Origin of the sequence: Roseivirga echinicomitans, from assembly GCF_001592935.1 — a bacterium.
GTDB classification, from domain to species: Bacteria; Bacteroidota; Bacteroidia; order Cytophagales; family Cyclobacteriaceae; genus Roseivirga; species Roseivirga echinicomitans.
Map to the genome: position 1 here is coordinate 426,732 of NZ_LRDB01000001.1, position 26,961 is coordinate 453,692.

Sequence of the window (26,961 nt, forward strand, 5' to 3'; positions counted from 1 at the left end):
GGTCAAAAACTCAAAAAATAATTCAACAACAGTCAAAAACAAAAATTATGAAAACAACAATTTTATCAATCGCACTTCTATTATTTATTGGCTTTGGTGCATTTGCCCAAGAGCCCGATCAGGAATTCAGAACAATTTTCAACAACAACGGTATCCGTAGCAATGGCGGCTACGGAGGAATTACCACTGGTTATAGCAAAATTGCTGACAGAGATGCCATCTTAATTGGAGGACATGGCGCTTGGCTCATCAATCATCAGTTTGGTTTGGGTTTTGGCGGAACTGCCTTTGCTACCGAACGCAAAACCGACACACAATTGAACAATCGATATTCAATAGCAGGCGGATACGGTGGACTTAGAATGGAAGTTATCCTGATGCCCAAAAGCCCAATTCACCTTTCATTCCCAATCTTAGTTGGTGCTGGTGGGGTTACTTATGTAGAATCAGGCAGAGACTATGACTTTGCACGTGAAGAAGACAGCCAAGCGTTTTTTGTAACCGAGGCTGGAGCAGAGATAGAAATAAACGTAATCAAGTTTATGCGTCTTTCATTTGGTGCGCACTACCGCTATACTTCCGACATCGGCTTGACTTATCTGGATGGTGGCGCACCCATCACTGATAAAGATGCGCTGCGCGGAATGAGTGGAAAAATTAGCCTCAAATTCGGTAAGTTTTAAGAAATTGTTAAACCCAATTATATTTTTAAACTAAAATCCGACCTTTGGTCCAGTAATTTATACTGGGCTTTTGGTTTTTCAAACTGATATCAATTTAAGCATCATGTTCTCTAAGGCTTTCCTCATTTGTTTATTTATGCCTTTTGCGCTTATGGTCATGGGGCAAGAGGGAAATGATGTACTGGCGCGAAAGGTAACTTTGAATATTCGGGAAACCTCAATTGAAGATATTCTGAAGCAGATTGAAACGGAAGATTTTGCCTTCACCTATTCGGCTGAAATATTTGATGTGAAGAAAAGAATTTCCATCAATGTGAAAGACGAAACCATTGGCAGTGTTCTAGATATTTTATTTCGGGGCCAAGGAATGGAATGCCAGCAACTGGGGAATAAATTATTGATTAGGAAGAAACGAGTTCCGAAGGAAACTGTGTCAAAATCTGACACTACAAAAAAAGAAATTGCTTCCGCATTACCCGTTAAGCCTATTGTTCAAAAAGTGGAGCCCTCTGTTGTTGAAAAGGAACGTGAAGAAACCCCGGTAACAGAACCAAAAAACGAAAAGGTAACTCCAATCATTGCAACACAAAGGAGCGACTCAGCCATCGGAAATTCGACTCCCTCCTCCGAAGCCTCGGGCTCAGAATTAGAAAATGCCAGAACTGAGTATTACCAAATAGAAAGAAAGCAAACTGAAGCTATAGTGGCGGCTTACAAAAACCATGAGCTTGCACCATTGCTTTTTGTACCTATTTATGATATACACCCAAGAAGCCTGCTTCCTATCGAATTTAAGGGTGAGATTGCTGCTGAAGAGGCCCCTAAAAAGGTAAAAGAGCCAAAACCAGAAAAACCAGCAAAGGATAATAAGTTTAGAATCAACTTGGCACCATCGGTTGGTTATACTGAAATTGGTAACCGTGATGCAATTCTCCTTGGTGGTCAATTGGCTTATAACCCCAATAAAAGTTTTGGTTTAGGTGTAGCGGGTAAGGCGTTTATTACTAGGGCGGAGCCTGACGCTCATTTGGGTGCAGATTATTCTTATTCTGGTGGTTATGGCGGTTTACTTTTAGAAGCCACACTTTTTCCTAATAAACCCTTCCACCTTTCCTTTCCAGTAATTTTTGGTTTGGGCGAGATAATGTATAATAGCTTACAGCCAATCACCGGATTAAACACAATTGAAGATCGAAGAACAGTTTTTGTGTTCGAACCTGGTGCCTATTTAGAAATGAATGTTATTAAATACTTGCGCATTGGATTTGGCGCTACTTATCGCGATGCCTCAAGTGCAAATTTAAAGTACAGTTCTACAGAGCAACCCATCATGGATAAAAATGGCTTAGACGGATTGAGTATCAATGTCATGTTGAAATTCGGGATTTTCTAATTCATATATTCAAGCAAACTCTCCAAGGGTTTGAAACCCTTGGAGAGTTTATTATTGCTTTATAATTAACTTAAGCTTTCTAGCCAATTCCTTATGACTATGGGCTACATCATAAACGCCCAACTGTTTCAGTTTTTCGCCATGGCCGGGCTGAATGTGACTTCCGCCTAAAAAACCAATAGTGGTTAACCCCGCAGCCAAAGCTGCCTGAACACCAGTATAGCTGTCTTCCACTACAATAATTTCTTCCTTTGGAACTTGAATGGTATCCATCGCCAACCGATACACCAAAGGGCTGGGCTTGGCAAGCGCTACCATTTCAGCCGAAAAGACTCGATTTCCAAAATGATGACTTACCCCAATTTTTTCGAGCGCCTCAACCACATAACCTGCAGCACTATTAGATACTACCGATTTTGAAGAGGAAATGCGATCGAGTAAATCTGATATACCTAAAATTGGTCGAACCCTGGCTTTAATTTGATCATCGAGCAGAGGCACTATGGCCTCTGTTTTCAAACTTGCATTAAGGTAACCTTCCGCTTTAAGTTGATTGATAATATTGGTGAAGGTTTTACCCGTGTGTTCAAGAATAAACTCCTCCACAGAGATGTTCACCTTTTCACTGTTCAACCAATCTACGGTTACCTCGGCCGCAACTATTTCGGTATCAATTAATACTCCATCGCAATCAAAAATGATATGCTTCACAAATTAGAAGTTCGGAGTAAGTAGGTATTTAGAATAGAACTCATCAATAACCGTCACCGCCTCAGTTGGGGTATCAACAATGCTAATTAAGTCTAAATCTTTCGGGCTGATATTTCCCTCTTCTAGCATTGTACCTTTAATCCAGTCGAACAATCCAGACCAAAACTTTCTGCCCACCAGAACAATTGGGAATTTCCCGATTTTATTGGTTTGAATAAGCGTAATGGCTTCGAACATTTCATCTAATGTGCCAAAGCCACCCGGCATAATTACAAAGCCTTGAGAGTATTTTACAAACATCACCTTTCTTACAAAGAAGTAATCGAAGGAAATAAGTTTGTCTGGATCAATGTACATGTTATTGCCTTGCTCATGTGGCAATTCAATATTAAGTCCCACCGATTTTCCTTGTTGCTTTTGTGCACCCTTATTACCTGCTTCCATAATTCCGGGGCCACCACCGGTAATTACCCCATAGCCATGGCGCACTAATTTGGCGGCTATTTCTTCAGCCATTTTATAATATTCGTGGTCTGGTTTGGTTCGGGCTGAACCAAAAATAGAAACACATGGTCCAATCTTGGCCATTTTTTCAAAGCCTTCTACAAATTCGGCCATTACCTTAAAAATCACCCAAGAATCATGGGTTTTAATCTCGTTCCAATCTCTGTCTTCGAACGCCTGTTTAATTTTATCTTCGTTTGTCATTTTCTCTAATTTTTATGGCGCAGCAAATTAATGGGCTTTTCCCAAATTCACCGTCCTTATTTTGTTGATTATTTTATTGAGGTCAAAATGCTTTCTTGCTTATGTAAAAATGGAAGAAGGCTCTTCCACAGTTAAAAAACATGACCACTCTTCAATCTACTTGTTTTTTGCCAAATCTTCTAAAGCATTTTGAAGCTTAACATATTTAAAATCAAAGCCTGTCTTATTTATTTTGTAAGCACTCACTTTGTTTCCTCCTGTTACTACTTGTGCCATTTCGCCTAAAAAAAGACTCAGCGCAAAGGCTGGAACGTGAATCGGCAAATAGAGTTTCCCAAATGCCTTTGCTGCCATTTTGGTAAACACTTTATTGGTTAGTGGCTCAGGAGCAACTGCATTATATGGACCAATCATATTTTCGTCCTCTACAGACTTTCCTAAAATTCTAACCAGATCATCCATGTGTATCCAACTCATGTATTGTTTGCCGCTGGCCAGTGGGGCAGCAATTGGCGGAGACAATAGCTCAGGCAAAGCACCCCCGTCATTACTTAACACCACACCAATTCTAATTTGAACTACACGAATCCCCAGCACTGTAAAGCGGCTGGTGGAATCTTCCCAAGCTTTAACAACATCGGCCAAAAAATCGTGCCCCGCTGGCGAATCTTCTCTTAAACTCACATCGCCAGTGTCCATACCATAATAGCCCACGGCCGATGCGGCTACCAAAGTTCTTACTGAATGATCTGTGCTTTTCAGCTTTTCATACAACAAGTCAGAAGTCTGAGTGCGGCTGTCCAATATTTCTTCTTTTCTTTCCTTCGTCCATCTTTGATCGGCCACGCCAGCACCTGCCAGATGCACTATGGTATCAACGCCATCAAACGCACCTTCTTCTATGTAGTCATTCTTATAGTCCCACTGGAAAACAGGAGGGGTTTCTCCCTTTCCTTTCGAGCGGCTTAATAGGCGCACTTGGTGGTCCTGTTTTTGAAATAGTTTGATCAACTCGGAACCCACAAGACCTGTTCCGCCAGTAATTAAAATGGATTTAGACGTATTCATAATTTAGGCCTTTTTAGTGGGACTGATTTTGAAGTAATATATAGAGTTAACCCGTCATAAACAGAATGGTTTTGTCCAAAACTTGACGCCTCATGAAAAGTGGCTAAAAACCAGTATTACGAACAGTTAATCGTTAAAATCTATCTATTGCGTGTATTGGCTACTTTACGTTACGTCAATGTTAAGTAGGCTGTTCTGAATATAACATTAGTCTCATAAACGTTTAATACAGGTGTAACCTACACTTTACCTCAGTACCCGTTCTTTGTGGTGTGAAATATAGAACAGTACTTATGAGATTATTTTTGTTTTTATTAGTCATGAGTTGCTCATGGATGGCAGCAGCTCAGGAGGTCGGAATTATAGCCGGCAAAATTACAGACAAAGACGCGAACGATGAACCACTTCCCTTTGCCACTGTATTTGTTCAAGGCACGCAAAAAGGTGCAAACACCGATTTCGATGGGCTTTTCAGAATTGATGGTGTAACGCCAGGCACTTATACAGTAGAGGTAAGGTTTGTAGGTTACGAGACTTTAGAATTAGCCAACATCGTTGTAACAGCAGGAAAAGTTACCGAGATCACTGCCTCTATGAGTGCAGGCGCAACTAGCCTAGAAGACGTGGTGGTCACGGCCAAAACGGAAAAGGATTCCGACATCGCCATGATCATGCTTCAAAGAGAGTCGCTGCAAATGCTACAGTCTATTGGAGCAAAAGAGCTTTCAAGAAAGGGAGTAAGCAATGCCGAAGGAGCCGTTACCAAAGTAACTGGCGTAAGTAAGCAGCAAGGTGCTAAAAACGTATTCGTTCGCGGTTTAGGCGACAGGTACAACAGCACATCATTGAACAACCTTCCTCTTCCTTCTGAAGATCCTGAATACAAAAACATAGCATTGAGCTTTTTTACTTCAGACATCATTAACAGCATTGATGTAAACAAAGCATTTGGTGCTAACCTTTATGGCGATGTAGCCGGAGCAAACATCAACATTACTTCAAAGGAATTGGGCAACGAAGACATTTTCCAAATTGGCATTTCTTCTGGCATCAATACTCAAACCATTTCAGAAGACTTTTATAGTGCTAGCGGAACAAGCAGATTAGGGACTGTCGATAATCCAACAACTCCGATTACAGACTTAACCAAATACGATTTTACAAACTCATTTGAGCCCACTAAAATCAACACTCCAATCAACTTCGGTTTATCATTAAATGCTGGAAAGAAGTTTCAAGTGGGAAACAATACCCTAAGCACTTTCTTGGTGGCTTCTCACAGTTCTGACTTCACCTACCAAAATGGTGTGACAAGAGATATTTCCCCAGAAGGTGGTGCGGGTAAAAATTTGACCTTCGAGAAATATGAATACCATGTGTCTCAGGTGTTGATGGGAAATTTCAAATACGAAATAGGCGATAATAACTTTATAGCCTACAATGGAACTTACATTCACGATAACAATCAAAATGTAGGTAACTACAACGGCTTTAATGCCACCATTAACGATAATGACGGAGTAAACGCAAACAAAACATTCATTAGACGACAACAGGAAAACAACAACAGGCTTTACGTAAATCAATTGTTGTCTTACTTTGAGTTGAATGATATAATGTCTTTAGACCTTAGTGGTTCTTACAATATTGTGCAAGGAAATGAGCCTGACAGAAGAACGAACAGTTATTCATTTGATGGCACTAACTACAGAACCGTATCTGGTTCGGCCGCTGCTAACCATAGGTTTTATTCTGAACTAGAAGAAAAAGATGCCGCAATCTTAGGATTACTTTCTATAAAACTAGATTCTGAGCAGTCATTGAATAAGCTTCAATTGGGTGGAAATTTTAGAAGTACAAAAAGAGACTTCTCTGCGCAACAATTCAACTTCAACTTTGCCAGCCCAACTGTAATAGACAGAAATAATCCGGATGCACTGTTCAACCAGCAGTCTATTGACAATAATACCTTTAGCTTGATTACAAGTAATGGTAGTGGGAGCCGTGCATTTATTCCAATTACTTATAGCGGTGACCGTACTATTTATGCTGGTATCGCAAATTACACTCGTGAGTTTAGCTCATCTCTTTTATTGAACCTTGGATTACGATACGAGAATATTGAGCAGGATGTGATTTGGGACACCAACCTTGATCCAAACACTTTTAACAACAACATCAATACCGTATCTGAATCTTACATATTGCCAAGCATCAATGTAAAGTATGATTTTACAGATGACAAAACTTTCAGATTAGCCGCTGGCAAAACATATACACTTCCTCAGTTTAAAGAAGTGGCTCCATTCCTTTATGAAGATGTAAACTTCTCGAGCTTTGGTAATCCATTCTTACATGCTTCCAATAACTACAATATTGACTTGAAATATGATTGGTATTTCACCAACACCGAGTTGGTTTCAGTTACTGGTTTCTACAAAAGAATTGAAGATGCATTGAATAGAGTTCAGGTAAACTCTGCTGCCAACGAACTTTCTTATGTAAACACAGGAAACGCAAACGTTGCAGGTATTGAATTGGAATTTAAAAAATCGTTGATCCAGCAATACGGTGACGACAACAGTATGAAACTATTGAACTTTGGTTTTAATGTTTCATACCTCTATTCAAACCAAAAGTTAGTTGATGTACCTACCGATGCATTAACCGTGAGATTTACAAATACAGAAGATAAACTTGAAGGCGCTTCTCCATTATTGATCAACTCTGACCTTACTTATCAGCTTGAGAAAGATGGTTTAGACTTCTCAACTTCATTAGTGTTGAACTACTTCAGCGATAGAATTTTCTCTTTGGGAACTGCCGGAAGCCAAAACATTATGGAAAAAAGTGTTCCTACTTTGGACTTCGTCACAAGAACAAAACTAGGAGAGCATTTGGGCCTAAATCTGAGTTTAAAAAACTTATTAAACCCAGCATTTAAATTGACCAAAGAACTTAACAACGGTAACGAAACCATCATCAACAGTTACAAAAGAGGCATGAATGTTTCTTTTGGAATAAATTATACATTTTAAAAAAACCTAATCAAAAATTATAATCCATTTTATGAAAACTCTTAAGAATTACTTTGCAATGGCCGCACTATGTGCCGTTATTTTCGGATGCTCTGATGACGATCCAGCTCCAGTTCAAACAAAGGATGGTGTAATCTCATCACAAAGCGATGTTGATCTTGATGCCGCTGATTTAAAAGGAAGCATTACTGCTAACATTACATTATCTGCCAGCCAAGAGTGGAACCTTACGGGCCCTTTAAGTGTAGCGAGCGGAGCTAAGTTAACCATCGAAGCGGGAACAGTGATTAAAGCTTTGGCTGGTGGAACTAACGTTTACATTGCTGTTGAGCAAGGTGCTCAAATTGAAGCCAATGGTACTGCTGCTGCGCCAATCAAAATGACGTCAAGTGCTGCAGCTCCTGCTTCAGGTGACTGGGGTGGTCTTTTACTCATGGGCAGCGCACCTATTTCTGGTGGTGGAACCGCTACTACTGAAGTGGTAGATTACACTTATGGTGGAACTAACGCAACAGACAATTCAGGTACTATTTCTTACCTAATGATTGAATACACTGGCGCTCGTATTAATGGAGACAAAGAATTCAACGGTCTTACGCTTTACGGTGTAGGTTCTGCAACTACGATTAGCAATGTTGCTGTTCTTTACGGAGATGATGATGCTGTTGAATGGTTTGGAGGAACAGTGAGTGTTTCTAACCTTTTGGTAGTAAATGCTAAAGATGATATGTTCGATTGGACTCAAGGTTATACTGGACAGAACAACACTAACTTCTATGGTTTGAGAACTGCTGGTTTTGTTGCTGTAACTGAAGATCCAAGAGGTATCGAAGCTGACGGTAACTTAGATGGTAAATCTCCAGGAGATGCTGGACAGTCTAACCCTAAAATTGATGGGATTACGATCATCCACAATGCTGCAGTTGAAATGTCTGATATGGTAAAAATCAGAAGAGGTTCTGGTGCTACTATCACTAACCTTTATGTTGCTTTAGGCGCTGGTGCAACCGCTGGTGACTTAGTAGATTATTATGACTCTAGAGGTGTTGCTATTGATGCTACTACTGTTTCTGGTACTGCTAACCCTGCAAACGGTTTAAATATCGCTGATATTAAAACTTCAGGAACTACGGATGGTGTTACTTTGACTACTGCAGCAACGACTACAATTACTTCAGGAACAACTTCTGCTGTAAACACTTCAATCTTTGCTTGGACTGGCTTTAGCTTCTAATAATTTAGAAGATTAGCATATATTTCACAACTAAGGCGCTCAGCAATGGGCGTCTTTTTTGGTTTTGGGTTATTGGGGAGTAAGTAGATTGTTAACTAGTTTCCAGTGTGTACCAAGCTTAAATCATGCACTTAAAGTGCATTTCAAAATAGGCACTCACCACAGGTGAGCACCAGTTACAGTAGTGGTCAAGTGAGCCATAGTTCATACAAGACCATCTTCTTTTTACAGCACAAAAAAAGGCCACAATTCACATTGCAGCCTTTGATACTTTTCATTCTGGTTTTTATTCTTGCTTAACCCGTAACCACGATCTTAAACTTATGCAACTCACCATTGACCACCATGGTCAGTAGATGCACTCCTTGGCCGATTCGGCTTGGCCTAATCGCCAGTCTGTCTCCAACTCTTTCTGTCTTTATCTGCACTTCCTTTCCATTCATTTGGTGTATTCGAATGACCCCCAACTCAGCCTTTTGGTCAAGACTTAGGTATAAGGTTTGTCCTTTCTTGATTGGATTAGGGTAAGGCTTTATCTCCATATCAGATTCCTTGTAATATGTTGCCAATATAACCTCAGAAGCATTTTCAATTCCATTCTGGTCGATATCAATCAGGCGGTAATAGTTATTACCATTTATCGGGTTGTTATCCCAAAGCACATAATCCTTAATGCGTTCTGTTGTTCCCGAACCGTCTAAGTATCCTAGGGCTTCAAAATCAACTCCGTTAGCTGACCTCTCTAGTCTAAAGAGACTGTTCTCAACCTCACTTACCGTTGTCCACATTAATACAATTTGGTCTTCTTCAGTAAAGGCTTCAAATGAAAGTAAAGTGATTGGTAAAGCATATTCTTCACCGGAAGCAAGGGTAAAATAAGCGCCATCTGTAAAGTCTGTTTGGAAGTTTACAAAGCCATCTGAATCGACCACAAATGACTGGGAAACAACACTTGCTCCTGTTGAAAAGTCTCCATCTGCATCAATCAACAACACTATTTCTGATTCATCATTGGTGCCAATGTTCTCATCTGGACCAATTAAACCCGATACCTTAAAACGGACGGTTACCGTGCCTACTGTGCCTGTTTCTTGCACCCTCCACTCTCTGTTCAATCTACTCTTTACTTGAAGGGCATCAAATTCTGTATTCTCACGATCATATAGTGAAGCACCATCATGACCCCATACCAAGGCCGATAAATCATTAGAGAAAGAGCTTCCGTTTAATGAATTACTGGATTCTAACCCATCCGTATCTCCATCCAAGCCCATAGCAACAATAGCATTGCTGTTAACACTATTCGATTGCAACTGATTTAAAGAACTCGCATCGTCTCTGGCAATACCGGCTACATTATTTTGAAAGGATGTTGCTTCAGAGGCATCCCAAAAAGGAGTGCCATTTGAAGCAAGATAGTCTCCCTCTCCAGCCTCAAAAGCAGTGGCATCTCCGTCAGTGTCTGAGGAAAGGGTAATGCCATATTTAATTGCCAAATAGCTTTCAATTTTCTGGCGTGTCGCTATCGGAGACAACAACTGATTATACACAATTAATTCCGAAATAAGCCCATTGAAGCCCCTCGTCCCATCTCCTTTGGCTCCAATTTGGAAGTTATTGGAAGTTTCTACTGCATGATCTGCGGTAAAATTAATTTCTCTACCTCCATTAATGAAGACACCTGATCCATTGGCCTGATCTTCATCAAAGACAATGGTTGAAAGGGTAGTGATCGCTGATGAATAAAGTCCAGTAATGTCATCTTCGGTACCAGTACCATTGCTGACGGCTTCGTTTTCATTCGCCCCAGGCCCATCTAATATATAACGATCGAAACTACCGTTGTCTTCGCCCCAAACTGAGCCAGCATCGTTCGCTGCAGGTTGATACACAACTATCACCGCTAAATCAGCATAAGTGCCCGCATTAACGCTTAAGGTAGTATTATAATAGTCAGTCCCGCCTAAGGAATTAGAGGGGTTAAAGTTGATAAGTGATCCACTGTTTGGTGTCCCAGATGATGTTACACTATAGTAATTATTGGAAACATCTCTCCAAGAGGTTCCTCCATTAGTTGCTTTTACCCAAAGCAAGAAATTTGTGTTAACTCCTCCTGGTGAGCCTGATTCTTGATTCGATTCTCGCCAATCTCTTTGAGTGGTTTTCCCTACAGTTGTAATGTTCGGAAATGAATTGGCCGTTTGGTTATTGTAAATATTGGTCGTTGCGTTTGGACCCGTAACATCATCGAAATTATTATCTAAACCATCATTGTCTGTATCAGTGCCACTTGGTGTTGTGTTAGGTAAGTAGCTACCATTAGTATCCCAAGCTTCGATGACATCATTCAAGCCATCATTATCAGAATCTAAATCGATATAATCAGGGTTATCTGCTAGATCTATATTAGCAAGGCTAGTAGGTACACCTGTGACCGACCCACAAGGCGCACAGTCTACATCAAAAGCATTATCAATACCGTCTTCATCTAAATCTGAGCCCACAGGTTTCACAGGAGTGCCTGTGGTGGTTTGAGATTCTATTAAATCCACAATTCCATCACCATCACTGTCAATATCTATTCTGTTTTTCAAGCCATCACTATCAGTATCTGGGTCTGTAAGGGCAGTTCCTCCGTTATTACTATCAAAAGTGTTCGCCCAACCATCACCATCTGTGTCAGTGTTGCTATCTACTCTTCCATCATTATTACTATCCACTCCACCAGCTTCAATGATATCTGGAATACCGTCATTGTCAGAATCTAAATCCAATCTATCTGGAGTTTCATCAGCGTCTGTGTCAATACATGCAGTATAAGATTGAATGGTAGCTTCTATTATTTCAATTCTCCCTCCATTTCTTGAGGTCATTTCAACCTGCACATACCTTGTTTCAGCGCTTAATGTATAAGTGTAACTCGTAACACTACCCCCTCCAGCTATATCCGTATCATCAACAGTGGCAGGATTTACTCCACCACCAAGGTTAGGAGTGGCATTTGGTAATTGCGCAAAACGAAGTGTTTTGTTATTATCGTTGCTCTTCCATAAAGTAAAAACTATATCAACCCCAGCTGGGATACTACTACCTAAATCGACTATAATATATTCGCCTGCCCCGTTTAACTGGATTCCATTATCTGAGGCAAAGTCTTCATCATTAATTAGGGTTAGGCTACCGCCTGTACCGTTGGAGTCTACTACCGCACCAGATGGTGTTGAAGCTTCGTTGGTACAGCCTTCATCAACATCCAAAATACCGTCATTGTCATCATCTATATCCGTGGCATCGGCCACGCCATCAAAATCAGTATCAATCACATTGGCCTCTCGCCAGTCTCTTTCACCTGTCTCTCCCGAAGTGGTTACATCTGGAAAATCATTGGCGTCCTGATTATTGTAAACGTTTGTTGTGGCATTTGGTCCCACCACATCATCATAGGCATTGTCGAGTCCATCACCATCGGTATCTGTTCCTGTTGGGGTTGTATTTGCTGCCTTATCACCATCAGTATCCCAGCCTTCTACGGCATCTAACAAACTATCACCATCAGAATTAAAGTCAAGGTAGTCTGGAGTGCCATCACTATCTGTATCTACAGGAGTGGTTGGGGTACCTCCAGTGGTATCAAAGGCATTGTCAATACCATCTCCATCAGTATCTGTTCCCCCAGGGACAACTGGTGAACCGGTAGTTGCCTGTGACTCGATTAAGTCTACAATACCATCACCATCACTGTCTATGTCTAAGTTGTTTTTAAGGCCATCCCCATCAGTATCTGGATTGGTAAGTGTTGTTCCTCCATTATCACTATCGAAAGTATCGGCCCAACCATCGTCATCTGTATCAGTAGCTGAATCTACTACACCATCGTCATTAGTATCTACTCCCCTTGCCTCAATAATGTCTTCGATTCCGTCATTATCCGAATCAAGGTCTAAATGGTTGTCAACACCATCATTATCAGTATCCAAAAGTGTCAGCGCGGTGCCTGCATTGTCACTATCGAAGGTATCAGCCCATCCATCATTGTCTGTGTCTGTATTACTGTCGACACGCCCATCGTTGTTCGTATCTACACCTCCTGCTTCAATAATATCAGGGATACCGTCATTATCGGAGTCTAAATCTAAGTGGTTGGCAATCCCATCTCCGTCAGTATCACAGGAAAGTTGTGCTTCGTAACCAATGCGAGAAGCGCTCCAAGCTTTTGAATTGTCATACCTCACCGCATCCATTAGGCCAGCATAGTTGCCAGAAATTCCGTTTGGAGCAGCTGAAATTGGCCCTCCAATACCACCGTCATCTCCGTGACTGTCTACTGTACTAAAGCCAGCAGTAGCTGTATTGGCCTTTCCATCAACATACACATAGATTTCTCCATTGTCGAAAATAGCAGCTACATGGTGCCATATATTATCTACAGTTAAAGTGATATCCGAAACAACTGAAACCTCTGAGCCAGCCCCCCCTGTTCTTGTGGTCACAGTTGGTACGCCATCGTCAAGCCATAGCATAAAACCATTTGTCCCCCCACCTTCTTCATACACCACTCTATCACCCGAAAGATTTGTAGGTCTTATCCAAGCAGAGAAGCTAATAGTCGAATAGGCAGACTCCATAAAGGCACCATCTTGGCTATACCTGATTTCATGTGAAGTACCATTGAAGCTGGCTGAATAAGTGCCTTGGATGGCCGTAGTTGAAAAGCCAGGAGCATTTCCAGCTGAGCGCTCATTGTGACCATTCCCAGAGATATCATTTGTATTGTTTTCTAAAGTCCAATAAGCTTCGGGGGTAGCATCAAAGTTAATGGTTGGCGTATCACATGGGGCTTCATCTTTATCCAAAATACCATCATTATCATCATCAATGTCAATGTTATCAATAATTCCATCAAGGTCAGAGTCAAGTGGGTTAGCTTCTCGCCAGTCGCGTTCGCTGGTGACTCCCGAAGTGGTGACATCTGGAAAGTCATTGGCGTCCTGATTATTGTAAACGTTTGTTGTGGCATTTGGACCCGCCACATCATCATAGGCATTATCCAGCCCATCCCCATCGGTATCTGTTCCTGTTGGGGTTGTATTTGCTACCTTGTCACCATCGGTATCCCAGCCTTCTAAAGCATCTAAGAAGCTATCTCCATCAGAATTCAAGTCAAGGTAGTCTGGAGTGCCATCTCCATCGGTATCAACCGGTGTAATAGGAGTGCCTCCATTGTCAGCATCAAAGGCGTTATCAATTCCATCGCCATCGGTATCTGTTCCCACAGGAACAACTGGTGAGCCGGTAGTTGCCTGTGACTCAATTAAGTCCACAATACCATCTCCATCACTGTCTATATCTAAGTTATTTTTAATCCCATCTCCATCGGTATCTAAGCTACATAAAGTATAAGACTGAATGGTAGCTTCTATTATTTCAATTCTTCCTGCATTTCTTGAGGTCATTTCAACTTGTACATACCTTGTGTCAGAGCTTAAAGTATATGTGTAACTCGTAACACTACCCCCTCCGGCTATATCCGTATCGTCAACAGTAGCAGGGTTTACTCCACCACCAAGGTTAGGAGTGGTATTTGATAGCTGCGCAAAACGAAGCGTTTTGTTATTGTCGTTGTTCTTCCATAACGTAAAAACTACATCAACCCCGGATGGGATACTACTACCTAAATCGACTATAATATATTCGCCCGCTCCATTTATGGCAATCCCGTTATCTGCCGCAAAGTCTTCATCATTAATTAGGGTTAGGCTACCGCCTGTACCGTTAGAGGCAACTACCGCACCAGATGGTGTTGAAGCATTATTGGTACAGCCCTCATCCGTGTCCAAAATACCATCATTGTCATCATCAAAGTCGTCTGCATCATCAACACCATCTCCATCAGTATCTAGCGCCACAGCTACAGTACTAGCCTTATAGTGTTTTTTTGTATCAACAATTGAATAGACTTCTCTGTCCTCCGAGATATCAATAAGCCCATCATTATTACAATCTAATTCGAGGATGGTAGATATATCGTCAAAAGCTTCAATGCCTTCATCCTCACATATCGTATCATTAATGCCTTTCGAATTGATCTGCACATCACTACTTGAATCTATATAGTTAGGTACACCATTAACTACATAATAATTATCAGGCACTTGGCTGTTAACAGTTATTCCAAACCCGAAATAAAGAAATAGGAAGAAAATTAATCTAGAGCGGATTCTGGAGAAGGATGCAAACCGGGCTTGATTCTGAACCGATGGACAGCGTAAGGCGTAAGTAACACTCTTTGAGAGGGAGCTCAGCAGATAGAGCCAAAAAGATTCACATGATAAAAGTAAAAATGTAGCACTAAATGAAGATTCAGGCTTAATTCCTGATCTGTCCAAACATGAAACCTCATCTATTTTTCCTGACTCTTTTCGTTCAGGAATAATGCTTTTCAACTTAGCCTATCTTTTAGGTGAATATTTCGACTGTATAAATGATGGCTACCACATTTAGTGGCCGCTTTATGTGAGGTAAAGGTAAAGCTAGCGAAAGCATTGCCCGTAACAAAGAATAGTACTCAGTCTTTTGCCAATCGTCCTAATTGCAATAATTAATAGACAGAGGATCTCTTAAAGCTTATCAATAATGTGCTTGATAGCTTTATACCACCGCTTTGTAGTTGCAGTTGAAAGTCCTAAATGAAATCCTTTCAAAACTCGTACTCGCGACATCTCTAGTTCGCTTTACGGACTAGTCTTTTAGTAACATTTAGGTTTATGAAATGGGTAAACGCTAGCCTATACCCTACAGTAAAAATTAAAAGCAAATGACTCGAATTAATTTTTCACCAAGATTTTAAGCGTATGTAGTTGACCATTCACCATTATGGTAAGAAGGTGAACCCCTTCACCGATTCGGCCCGGAATAATCGCCAGCCTATCAATTGTTCTTTCCGTTTTGATAGGAACCTCGATACCGTCCATTTGGTAAATTTTCACCCCACTCAATACCGCTTCTTCTTCAAGGTTTATGTAAAAAGTCTCTCCGTTTTTGATTGGATTAGGGTAAGGTTTTATCTCTATATCAGATTCCTTGTAATAACTTACCATTATAATCTCAGAAGTATTTTCAATTCCATTCTGGTCGATATCAATCAGACGGTAATAGTTATTCCCATTTATCGGGTTGTTATCCCTAAGCACATAATCATTGATGCTCTCTGTTGTTCCTGAACCGTCTAAGTATCCTAGGGCTTCAAAATCAATTCCATTAGCCGACTTCTCTAACCTAAAGAGACTATTTTCAACCTCACTTAACGTTGTCCACATTAATACAATTTGGTCTTCCTCAGCAACGGCCTCAAAAGAAAGTAAAGTGATTGGTAAGGCATATTGTTCAGCAGAAGCAAGGGTAAAATAAGCACCATCTGTAAAGTCTGCTTGGAAGTTTACAAAGCCATCTGAATCCACTTCAAAGGATTGGAAAACAACACTTGCTCCTGAAGAAAAATCTCCATCACCATCCACCAACAACACGATTTCGGATTCATCATTCGCTCCAACCACATCACCAGGACCAATTAAACCCGATACTTTGAAGCGAACGGTAACAGTCCCTACAGTACCAGTTTCCTGAATTCTCCACTCTCTGTTCAATCGACTTTTTACTTGAAGGGCATCAAATTCTGTATTCTCACGATCATATAGTGCGGCACCATCATGACCCCATACCAAGGCCGATAAATCATTAGAGAAAGAGCTTCCGTTTAATGAATTACTGGCTTCTAAACCATCAGTATCTCCATCTAAGCCCATCGCAACTATAGCATTGCTGTTAACACTATTCGATTGCAACTGGTTTAAAGAACTCGCATCGTCTCTGGCAATACCGGCTACATTATTTTGAAAGGATGTTGCTTCAGAGGCATCCCAAAAAGGAGTACCATTTGAAGCAAGATAGTCTCCCTCTCCAGCCTCAAAAGCAGTGGCATCTCCGTCAGTGTCTGAGGAAAGGGTAATGCCATATTTAATCGCCAAATAGCTTTCAATTTTCTGGCGTGTCGCTATCGGAGACAACAACTGATTATACACAATTACTTCCGAAATAAGCCCATTGAACCTTCTCGTTGCATCTCCTTTGGCTCCAATTTGGAATTTGTTGGAGGTTTCTGATCCATGATCAGCTGTAAAATTAATTTCTCTACCTCCATTGATGAATACACCCGATCCATTGCCCTGATCTTCATCAAAGATAACACTTGAAAGAGTAGTGGTCATTGATGAATAAAGTCCAGTAATGTCATCTTCTGTGCCAGTACCATTGCTGACGGCTTCGTTTTCATTCGCCCCAGGCCCATCTAATATATAACGATCGAAACTACCGTTGTCTTCGCCCCAAACTGAGCCAGCATCGTTCGCTGCAGGTTGATACACAACTATCACCGCTAAATCAGCATAAGTATCTGCATTAACACTTAGGGTAGTATTATAATAGTCAGTGGCATCAAAGTAATTAGAAGGGTTAAAGTTGATAAGTGTTCCAGTATTTGGTGTGCCAAATTTTGTAACCGTCACATAGTTATTGGAAACATCTCGCCATGAAGTTCCTCCCTTGTCTGCTTTTACCCAAAGCAAGAAATTTGTGTTAACTCCTCCTGGTGAGCCTGATTCTTGATTCGATTCTCGCCAATCTCTTTGGGTGGTTTTCCCGGCAGTTGTAATGTTCGGAAATGAGTTGGCCGTTTGGTTATTGAAAATATTGGTCGTTGCGTTTGGCCCCGTAACATCATCAAAATTATCATCTAAACCATCGTTATCATCATCATCTCCATTAGGCGTAATATCTGGCAAGTAATCACCGTCAGTATCCCAAGCTTCGATAACGTCATTTAACCCATCATTGTCAGAGTCTATATCAATATAATCAGGATTGTCCATTTCATCTGTATTGGCAAGGGTAGTAGGCACACCTGTGACCGAGCCACAAGGCGCACAGTTTACATCAAAAGCATCATCAATCCCGTCACCATCAAGATCAGAGTCTACGGGTTTTACTGGAGTTCCTGTAGTAGCCTGAGATTCAATAAGGTCGACTATGCCATCGCCATCACTGTCAATATCTATTCTGTTTTTTAATTCATCACCATCAGTATCTGGGTCTGTTAACGGTGTTCCGGATGTTTCAATATTATCATAAGTATTTTCCCAGCCATTAGCTCCAAATGTTGAACCATCAACTCTTCCGTCATTGTTGGAATCTACTCCACCTCCTTCTACGATATCTGGGATACCATCATTGTCTGAGTCTAAATCTAAATGATTAGCAATGCCATCATTGTCTGAGTCTGTTCCTGTACATGGAATAGTGAAGCTGGCATAACTTACATTGTCAACCCTTAGGTCTCCTCTATCTCTATTATAAGTAATTCTAATATGTGTTGCATCGGTAGTAAGTAGATATAGCTTATTTTGATAGGCTTCCCCTTGATCAAATGGGTATTCAATACTATTCACATAGTTAACTCCATCCGTTGATTCACTGACAGTCATTGTATTATCATTGCGGTCATCGGTTTCACGGGCTCGAACGGTAATTCCTGTCCCAGCCAACACCGTGCTTCCTCCTCGAAGCTCCACTTCTATCTGCTCTCCATTCGAATTAAATCTGGCATATGTACTATTGACTCCATCAATGGCGTCACCAACGTCATCAACGCTACCCACAGTTTGTGAAGCCGATGAAGCGTTTGTACCTGTAACCGTAACATCGGTACAGTTTTCGTCAACATCAAGGACCCCGTCATTGTCATCATCTATATCATCTTCATCAGCCACGCCATCCAAATCAGAATCAATGATATTTTCTTCACGCCAATCCCTTTCGCTAGTCTCACCCGAAGTAGTAACATTTGGAAAATCATTGGCATCCTGATTATTATACACATTTGTCGTTGCATTTGGCCCCACTACATCATCATAGGCATTGTCGAGTCCATCACCATCAGTATCTGTTCCTGATGGGGTTGTATTTGCCGCCAAATTGCCATCTGTATCCCAGCCTTCTAAAGCATCTGAGAAACTATCTCCATCTGAATTAAAATCTATATAGTCAGGTTTACCGTCACCGTCTGTATCCACTGGCGTAGTAGGTGTGCCTCCAGTAATATCAAAGGCATTATCAATCCCATCACTGTCCGTATCTGTTCCCCCAGGAACAACTGGCGAACCTGTAGTTGCCTGAGACTCAATTAAGTCTACAATACCATCTCCATCACTGTCTATATCCAAGTTGTTTTTAATCCCATCTCCATCGGTATCTGGGTTGCTCAATGCTGTCCCTCCATTATCACTATCGAATGTATTGGCCCAGCCATCTTCATCGATATCAGTGGCTGTGTCTACTACACCATCGTTATTAGTGTCTACTCCTCCGGTTTCAATAATATCAGGTATACCATCGTTGTCTGAATCTAAGTCTAAATGGTTATCTATTCCGTCATTGTCTGTATCAAGTAGCGTATGGGCTGTTCCTCCATTATCACTATCAAATGTATTGGCCCAACCGTCATTGTCGGTATCTGTAACATTATCTACACGCCCATCATTATTCGCATCTACACCCCCAGCTTCAACAATATCAGGGATACCATCATTGTCTGAATCGATATCTAGACTGTCATTAATTCCATCTCCATCGGTATCTCCAGTTTCATCAGTATCAAGGATACCATCGTTATCATCATCAATATCATTGGTATCGATAATTCCATCGAAATCGGTATCGGCAGCGTTCACTTCTCTCCAATCCCTTTCAATATTTCCTCCAGTAGTTACATCAGGAAAATCATAAGCATCCTGATTATTATAAACATTGGTAGTACTATTTTTTCCAGCTACAAGGTCATAGGCATCATCTAAGCCATCACCATCGGTATCTGTTCCCGATTTAATGATATTGGCGACAAGGTTACCATCAGTATCCCATCCTTCTAGCGCATCTGAAAAAGTATCACCATCTGAATTGAAATCTTTAAAATCTGGAATTAAATCACCGTCTGTGTCTACTGGTGTTGTAGTTGGCACACCTGTGATTGCACCGCATGGTGCACAATCACTATCAAATGCATCGTCTAATCCGTCTGAATCGGTATCTACTCCCACTGGAACTACAGGGGTGCCTGTTGTGGCTTGAGATTCAATCAAATCTACAATACCATCGCCATCAGCATCAATGTCTAGGTGATCCGCAATACCATCAGAGTCTGTGTCTATTCCAGTACATTTAATGGTGAAGCCTTCGTAACTTACATTGTCTACCCTCAGATCTCCTCTACTCCTTGCATAGGTAATCCTAATATGGGTTGCGTCTGTAAGAAGTTCATACTCCTTCGTTTCATATATGTCGTCATCGTCAAAAGAATATTCAATTTCGGTATCAAAATTAACACCATCCGAAGATTTACTGACGGTCATTTGGTTCGCTGCTCGACTGTCGGTTTTCTGAGCTCTAATGGATATAGTATTTCCAGCCGGAACGATACCCGACCCCGTTCTAAGAACAATATCCATGGTAGCTCCGTCATCTCTAAATCGTGCATAACTACCGTTTACGCCATCAATGCCATTTGAAGTGTTCTCAACCCTAGCCACTTTTTGAGACGCTGAAAAGCCATTACCTGCTGTGACAATTACATCGGTACAGCCTTCATCCGTATCTAAAATACCATCATTATCATCATCAATGTCATCTACATCATCAATACCATCTGCATCGGTATCTATTGGTGCAGCTATTCCATTACTGTCTCTAAAGTCGTATTCTGAATCTCCATCGCTGTCTTGTAGTGCAACATCCGAAGCGCAGGAGGTAACTCCACTGCCATAATTGATATATAAAGTTGGATTCACTTCTGCTGTTCTAGTATCTGCATCTGGTGGGCCGGTAATAATAATCACAATAGCATTTCCATTTGACCAGCCGCCTTGATTTACTATTTCCTGAATAATAGATGATATATCTACCGTTCTTTGAGCGGCACCAGCTTCACCAATGGTATTCCAATTTGCTGGACTCCAAGTTTTATTAGCTGTTGTTCTGCTCCTGGCACTCACATTATTTGACCCTGTGGTAAAAGTAACTGGGTTTGCAGCCAATTGACCTTCAATGGTAAGGTTAACTGTGCCCGTTGTAACTTCGTCAGTCTCGAACTGTATATAAGCTGAATTGATAGATGCTCCTTGAGTAACGGCAACGTTAGGAAAATAAACACCCACAATTTGATTTGAGTTTTCCGTTACCAATTCCAAATCGGAGCTAACAATGTCAACGGTGCTTCCTTGCTGTTCGGCATGACTCGAAGAAACAGACGTAATGGATGATCCATAGCACTCTTGGTCGAAAGCATCGTCTAGGCCATTACCGTTGGTATCTAAACCCGTATTGGCAACATCTGCTACACCATCCTTATTAAAATCGTTGCCCTCAATAAAGTCGGAAAGAGAATCGTTATCTGAGTTTCTGTCAACATAGTCGTCCAAACCTGCGGCATCAGTATCCACTGGGTCGATTGGAGAATTTCCAGCGTCTACATCCCAAAAATTGAGAATTCCATCTCCATCGGTATCAGTAAAAGTATTAGGAAATTGATAATCATCAGTGCCATAACCTTCTCTAGTGTCATCAATGCCATCAGCATCGGAATCTATGTCTATATAGTTAGGAAGTAGGGGTAAACCATTGGTGTTTTCATAAGCAAAATCGGTATTAGGCAATACGAACACTGAGCCTTCTATTGCGTCATGAAAGCCATTTCCATTTGTATCTAGAAAACTGTCTATTTTACCATTTCCATTGGCATCTGTATGATTGGCCTCTGTTACGTCTAAAATTCCATCATTGTCAGAGTCTAGGTCTAAATAGTTCTTTACGCCATCATTATCTGAGTCTGGTCTGGCTAAGGCCGTACCACCATTTGAGCTATCAAAAGTATTGGCCCAACCGTCAGTATCGGTATCGGTATCATCATCTACGCGGCCATCATTATTAGAGTCTACTCCTCCCGCTTCAACAATATCAGGAATACCATCATTGTCTGAATCTAAGTCAAGTCTATCATCTATTCCATCTCCGTCAGTATCTCCTGTTTCATCTGTATCCAAAATACCATCGTTATCATCATCAATGTCTGTACCGTCCGCAATTCCGTCAAAGTCAGCATCGAGTATATTTGCTTCTCTCCAGTCTCTTTGAGTTGTTTGGGCAGCCGTGGATACATCTGGAAAATCATTCGCGTCCTGAGTATTATAAACATTTGTGGTTGCATTTGGCCCTGTTATCAAATCATAGGCGTTGTCTAAGCCATCCCCATCGCTATCCAAACCAGCGGGTACTGTATTGGCCACTTGGTCATTATCCGTGTCCCAACCTTCCAATGCATCAGAGAAACTATCTCCATCGGAATTGAAGTCAATGTAGTCGGGGATTGTATCAGCATCAGTGTCAACTGGAGTAATTGTAGTGCCACCATTATCGGCATCAAATGCATTATCTATACCGTCTCCATCTGTATCAGTACCCACAGGAATAATTGGTGTACCTGTTGTTGCCTGAGATTCAATGAGGTCTACAATTCCATCACCATCACTATCAATGTCTAGAAAGTTCTTTTTACCATCTGAATCTGTATCCGGGTTGGTCAACGCTACTCCACCATTGTCACTATCGAAAGTGTTGGCCCAGCCATCTTCGTCAGTGTCAGTAGCTGAATCTACCACACCATCGTTATTAGTATCTACTCCTCCAGCTTCTCTAATGTCTGGAATACCGTCATTATCGCTATCGAGATCCAAATAGTTTTTAATCCCATCATTATCGGTATCAGGGTTCAGTAATGCAGTTCCACCATTATTATTGTCAAAAGTATTGGCCCAACCGTCATTGTCGGTATCAGTATCATTATCTACTCTGCCATCATTGTTAGTATCAACTCCACCAGCCTCAATAATATCAGGTATACCATCATTGTCTGAATCCAAGTCAAGCCTGTCATCTATACCGTCTCCGTCAGTGTCTCCTATTTCATTTGAATCTAAAATACCATCATTGTCATCATCAATATCCGAGTTATCGGGAATACCGTCAAAATCAGCATCATCGGCATTCGTTTCTCTCCAATCTCTTTCACTATCTCCTGAGGTAGTTACATCAGGAAATGAGAATGCTGTTTGACTATTAGTCGGGTTTGTAGTTCTATTTGGCCCTATCACATCATCGAAGGCATCGTCCAGTCCATCACCATCTGAATCGCTACCAGAGGGAACCGTATTTGCAGTAAGATCACCGTTGGTATCCCAAGCCTCGAGTAAATCGGAAAAATCATCATTGTCTGAATTTAGATCCAAATAATCTGGGGTGAGGTCACCATCTTTATCAAAAGGTGTTGTTGGACTCCCTGCATTGTCTGTATCAAAAGTATTATCGAGGCCATCTAAATCTGTGTCTGTTCCTGAAGGAACCTTGGGGCTAATAGTAGTCGCCTGGGATTCAATGAGGTCTACAACTCCGTCTCCATCACTATCAATATCTAAAAAGTTCTTTTTACCATCGGAGTCAGTATCCGGGTTCGTTAATGCCGTTCCCCCATTGACACTATCAAAAGTATCTGCCCATCCATTATTATTGGTATCGGTATTATCATCTACTCTGCCGTCATTATTAGTATCTACACCACCCGCTTCTTTAATATCTGGAATACCATCATTATCTGAGTCTAAATCCAGGTTATTCGGGATACCATCTAAATCAAAATCTTCAATTCCTTCATCAACATCTTTAATCCCATCATCATCATCATCAATGTCAATGGAATTGATTTGCCCATCACCATCTGAATCAACCGCATTATCTTCCCGCCAGTCTCTTTCAGAGGTTAAGCCAGAAGTAGTAGCATTTGGGAAATCCAACGCGTCTTCGTTGTTATAAATATTTGTAGTGCTGTTCGGACCAAACACATTGTCGAAAGCATTGTCTAGCCCGTCTAAATCAGAGTCTATTCCAGTAGGTACAGTATTGGCTACATAATCACCGTTGGTATCCCAAGCTTCCAGAACATCCAGAAAACCATCATTATCTGAATCAGTATCCAAGTAATCTGGTATTCCGTCTGAATCAATATCCTCTAGGTCGCTAATTGGTGTTCCCCCATTGTCATCATCAAATGCATTGTCTATACCATCTCCATCTGTGTCTGATCCCGTTGGGATAATTGGGCTGCCCGTTGTCGCTTGTGATTCAATTAAGTCTACCACCCCATCATTATCACTATCGAGATCCAACAGGTTTTTGATACCATCACCATCAGAATCTGGATTGGTTAAGGCTGTTCCACCATTATCAGAATCAAAGGTGTTGGCCCAGCCATCGTTATCAGTATCAGTAGCAACATCCACCTCACCATCGTCATTCGTATCCACTCCTCCGGCCTCAATAATATCCAAAATACCATCGTTATCGGAATCAAGGTCTAGACTGTTTGGAACACCATCGCCATCGGTATCTGTTGCTTCTCCTTCATCAACATCTTTAATACCGTCATTGTCATCATCAATGTCTGTAGAGTTCGGAATTCCATCTCCGTCAGTATCTAATGCCAATCCTTCAAAGTCCCTGAAATCATATTCATTATCAGCATCTGTGTCAGGTAGGCTAACATCTGAACGACAAACCACACCTGAACATGCGCTATCAAATCGATCATCTAGCCCATTACCGTTTGCATCTAAACCTGTGTTAGTTTCATCAGCCACACCGTTATTATTGGCATCATTCCCTTCAATAAAGTCAGACTCAGGGTCGTTGTCTGAATTCGTGTCTACATAATCTGGGTTACCATCGGTATCGGTATCAACAGGTGTTATTGGGCTTTTACCATTTGAAATATCCCAGAAATCTAAAACTCCATCCTCATCATCATCTCCAAAAAGTGTCGGAAATCTATACCCAGCTGTGCTTAGGCCTTCTCTAGTATCATCAATGCCATCAGCATCTGAATCAATATCAATGTAATTGGGTCTTTGGGTTAAGCTATTGCTATTTTCATAGAACAGGTCTGTATTGGTAACGGCCAACGGACTACTTTCCAGCGCATCTGCATACCCATTGTTATTCGCATCTACAATACCATCTACCTGTCCATCATTATCAGAGTCTACGGTAGCTCCTGCTTCGCGAAGGTCAAGAATACCGTCATTATCTGAGTCTAAATCTAAAATATCTCGAAATCCATCGTTATCAGAGTCAGGGTTTGTAGCAAGCATTACTCCACTTTCTGCAGAAGTTTCTCTAGTATCTACTATCCCGTTAGCGCCCACTGCGCCAGAGAGATTACCTTGAGAAGCTACATATTCAGCAGGTCTTATTCCCCCGTTCGCTTCAATGGCATCAGGAATACCATCGTCATCTGAATCTCTATCTCTGTAATTAGGAATACCGTCATCATCATAATCTTCAGAACCCTCAATATTATCTCGGATACCATCATTATCAGAATCAAGATCACATTTGTCTAAAATACCGTCTCCATCAGAATCAAGCTCCCCTTCAAAAAAATCTGTTAAGCCGTCTCCATCACAATCACTCCCCGTTCCTAAACCAAAATCATTACCTGTATCGCTTTCACCAAAATCAACCCCGTTAGTAAAGGTGATGGTTTCTATGTTATCCGTAGTTAGCGAGTAACCAGAGGGGTAAGAAGCTGCCTGTGTTGTTGCGAGTAGTGTTCCTGTGGTTAAATAATGGAAAGTATAGTCCCCATTATTATCGGTTAAGATACTCTGAATTCTAGTGTCTTCTGGGTCAACTTGACCGTCTCCATTTTGATCAAGATAAATATAGACACGCACATTTGCCAAGCCAGTTTCTCCACCGTCTTTTACCCCATCTAGGTCATCGTCTTCATAAACAGTTCCTGTTATTTCGTTCGCATTGGCCACCAATGCGGCCAATGACTCCACATCTCCACCTCCATCAAAATCTCTGAAGTTGGTCATGGCACCAGTCGACTTATTGATTAGGCTAAGGCGGTTATCACTGTCCCCTTCAGAGCCGTAAAGGCCTCCATCATTATTAAAGGCTAAACCTTCTATATCGTCCTCTGCTAAAGTGGCCACAAGTATAAACTCACCCGTAGTTTTATTCACCTTGAATAAAACATCATTTGAGCCATTATTATTTGAAACACCATAAATTTCACCACTAATGGGATCAACGGCAATGTCATCTACATCTACATCAATCCCTTCTCCCGTTATTTCTAAGTAATCTACCCCTGGCCCAAAAGCATCTGGTACAAAATGTCCCGTGGTCAAATTAATTTGGAAGAGTAAATCTGGCCCCGAATTTCGCTCAACAGCCCACATAATAAGCGTTTGCCCATCAAGCATCAGCCCGTCAACATCATTCAGTGTCTGGGCACCAGCAGAGCCATCTGCGGTACCACCATCATCAATTTCATCAATTAATGTAAACGCACCTGTAGTTCTATTCAGTGTACCAAAGTCTCCTCCGTTGGCAGCATATAAGGTTTGGGAGCCAGGGATAGGATAGTAGGCTAAGGCTTCGATATCAGATACCCCGGTCGATCCTATTTCAACTACTGCTCCTGTATTTCTATTAATCGTATAGAGTTTATTATCATCATCAGATACGTAGTAGAAGATATTCGAATTTTGTGCGTTAAGTGTTGCGCCTAAGCCAAAATAAACGAAGATGAAGAAGATTAACCTATAACTTATTCTAAAAAGTGATCCACTAGTGAATAGACGAACAAGGCCCTTTATCAGGGCGTTTAGAAGGAAAAAACAATATTTAAATATTAACGGCAAAAATGCAGCATTAATTGAAGATTCAGGATTTGTTCCTGATCTGTATGAATATGAAACCTCAACTATTTCTCCTGACCCTTTTCGGTCATGAATAACATTTTTCACCTTAGCCCGGTATTTATATGGCACTAATTCAATCGAATAGTTTCGACCGCTTATGTAATGGCTTCGGAAGAGGTAAAAAAATAAAAACCCTTAACGGGTCATTATTTTAACAGGTAAAGATAGTGAAAATATAAGTAGCAACAAGTATTTCGCA

At 41.1% G+C, this 26,961-nt stretch carries 9 protein-coding genes; 4 read left to right on the forward strand and 5 right to left on the reverse strand.

All coding sequences use genetic code 11. The features are described from left to right. The first annotated feature begins 47 nt into the window (after positions 1-47). Both AWN68_RS01940 and AWN68_RS01945 read left to right on the forward strand, forming a co-directional pair. Complete coding sequence (locus tag AWN68_RS01940; RefSeq protein WP_157716033.1) at positions 48-683, forward strand: hypothetical protein; 636 nt, start codon at positions 48-50, stop codon at positions 681-683. A gap of 103 nt (positions 684-786) precedes the next feature. Next, a complete protein-coding gene (locus AWN68_RS01945) occupies positions 787-2,076 on the forward strand; it encodes an STN domain-containing protein (RefSeq protein ID WP_068410681.1) in 1,290 nt (429 codons plus the stop codon). Positions 2,077-2,127: 51 nt separating this feature from the next. Here AWN68_RS01945 and AWN68_RS01950 read toward each other — a convergent pair whose 3' ends face one another. From AWN68_RS01950 to AWN68_RS01960, 3 genes are all read right to left on the reverse strand, one after another. After that, entirely contained in the window at positions 2,128-2,787 is a 660-nt protein-coding gene (locus tag AWN68_RS01950; protein ID WP_068410684.1) for an HAD family hydrolase, read from the reverse strand. Between the two features lie 3 nt (positions 2,788-2,790). Beyond that, positions 2,791-3,495 carry an LOG family protein gene (locus AWN68_RS01955; RefSeq protein ID WP_068410687.1) on the reverse strand — a complete coding sequence of 235 codons (705 nt, stop codon included), beginning with the start codon at positions 3,493-3,495 and terminating at the stop codon, positions 2,791-2,793. A gap of 156 nt (positions 3,496-3,651) precedes the next feature. Then, positions 3,652-4,563: a TIGR01777 family oxidoreductase gene (locus tag AWN68_RS01960; RefSeq protein ID WP_068410690.1), complete on the reverse strand. Its 912-nt coding sequence runs from the start codon at positions 4,561-4,563 to the stop codon at positions 3,652-3,654. Between the two features lie 293 nt (positions 4,564-4,856). Here AWN68_RS01960 and AWN68_RS01965 point away from each other — a divergent pair, with 293 nt between their 5' ends. Then, positions 4,857-7,601, forward strand: a complete 2,745-nt coding sequence (locus tag AWN68_RS01965; protein WP_084362727.1) for a TonB-dependent receptor — start codon at positions 4,857-4,859, stop codon at positions 7,599-7,601. A 31-nt stretch (positions 7,602-7,632) separates the two neighbouring features. Then, positions 7,633-8,835: a hypothetical protein gene (locus tag AWN68_RS01970; protein WP_068410696.1), complete on the forward strand. Its 1,203-nt coding sequence runs from the start codon at positions 7,633-7,635 to the stop codon at positions 8,833-8,835. A gap of 296 nt (positions 8,836-9,131) precedes the next feature. On the opposite strand, the gene AWN68_RS01975 is transcribed toward AWN68_RS01970, so the two are convergent. Together AWN68_RS01975 and AWN68_RS01980 are read right to left on the reverse strand one after the other, a co-directional pair. Further along, a complete protein-coding gene (locus AWN68_RS01975; RefSeq protein WP_157716034.1) occupies positions 9,132-15,278 on the reverse strand; it encodes a beta strand repeat-containing protein in 6,147 nt (2,048 codons plus the stop codon). 381 nt (positions 15,279-15,659) lie between these two features. Further along, on the reverse strand, positions 15,660-26,807 hold the full coding sequence (locus AWN68_RS01980; protein WP_068410702.1) for a T9SS type A sorting domain-containing protein: 11,148 nt from the start codon (positions 26,805-26,807) through the stop codon (positions 15,660-15,662). Positions 26,808-26,961 lie beyond the last annotated feature (154 nt).

Excerpts from the sequence above, each read along its gene's own strand:
- AWN68_RS01940 (WP_157716033.1), top strand. The coding sequence starts at position 48 with ATGAAAACAACAATTTTATCAATCGCACTTCTATTATTTATTGGCTTT.
- AWN68_RS01945 (WP_068410681.1), top strand. The coding sequence starts at position 787 with ATGTTCTCTAAGGCTTTCCTCATTTGTTTATTTATGCCTTTTGCGCTT.
- AWN68_RS01955 (WP_068410687.1), bottom strand. The coding sequence starts at position 3,495 with ATGACAAACGAAGATAAAATTAAACAGGCGTTCGAAGACAGAGATTGG.
- AWN68_RS01960 (WP_068410690.1), bottom strand. The coding sequence starts at position 4,563 with ATGAATACGTCTAAATCCATTTTAATTACTGGCGGAACAGGTCTTGTG.
- AWN68_RS01965 (WP_084362727.1), top strand. The coding sequence starts at position 4,857 with ATGAGATTATTTTTGTTTTTATTAGTCATGAGTTGCTCATGGATGGCA.
- AWN68_RS01970 (WP_068410696.1), top strand. The coding sequence starts at position 7,633 with ATGAAAACTCTTAAGAATTACTTTGCAATGGCCGCACTATGTGCCGTT.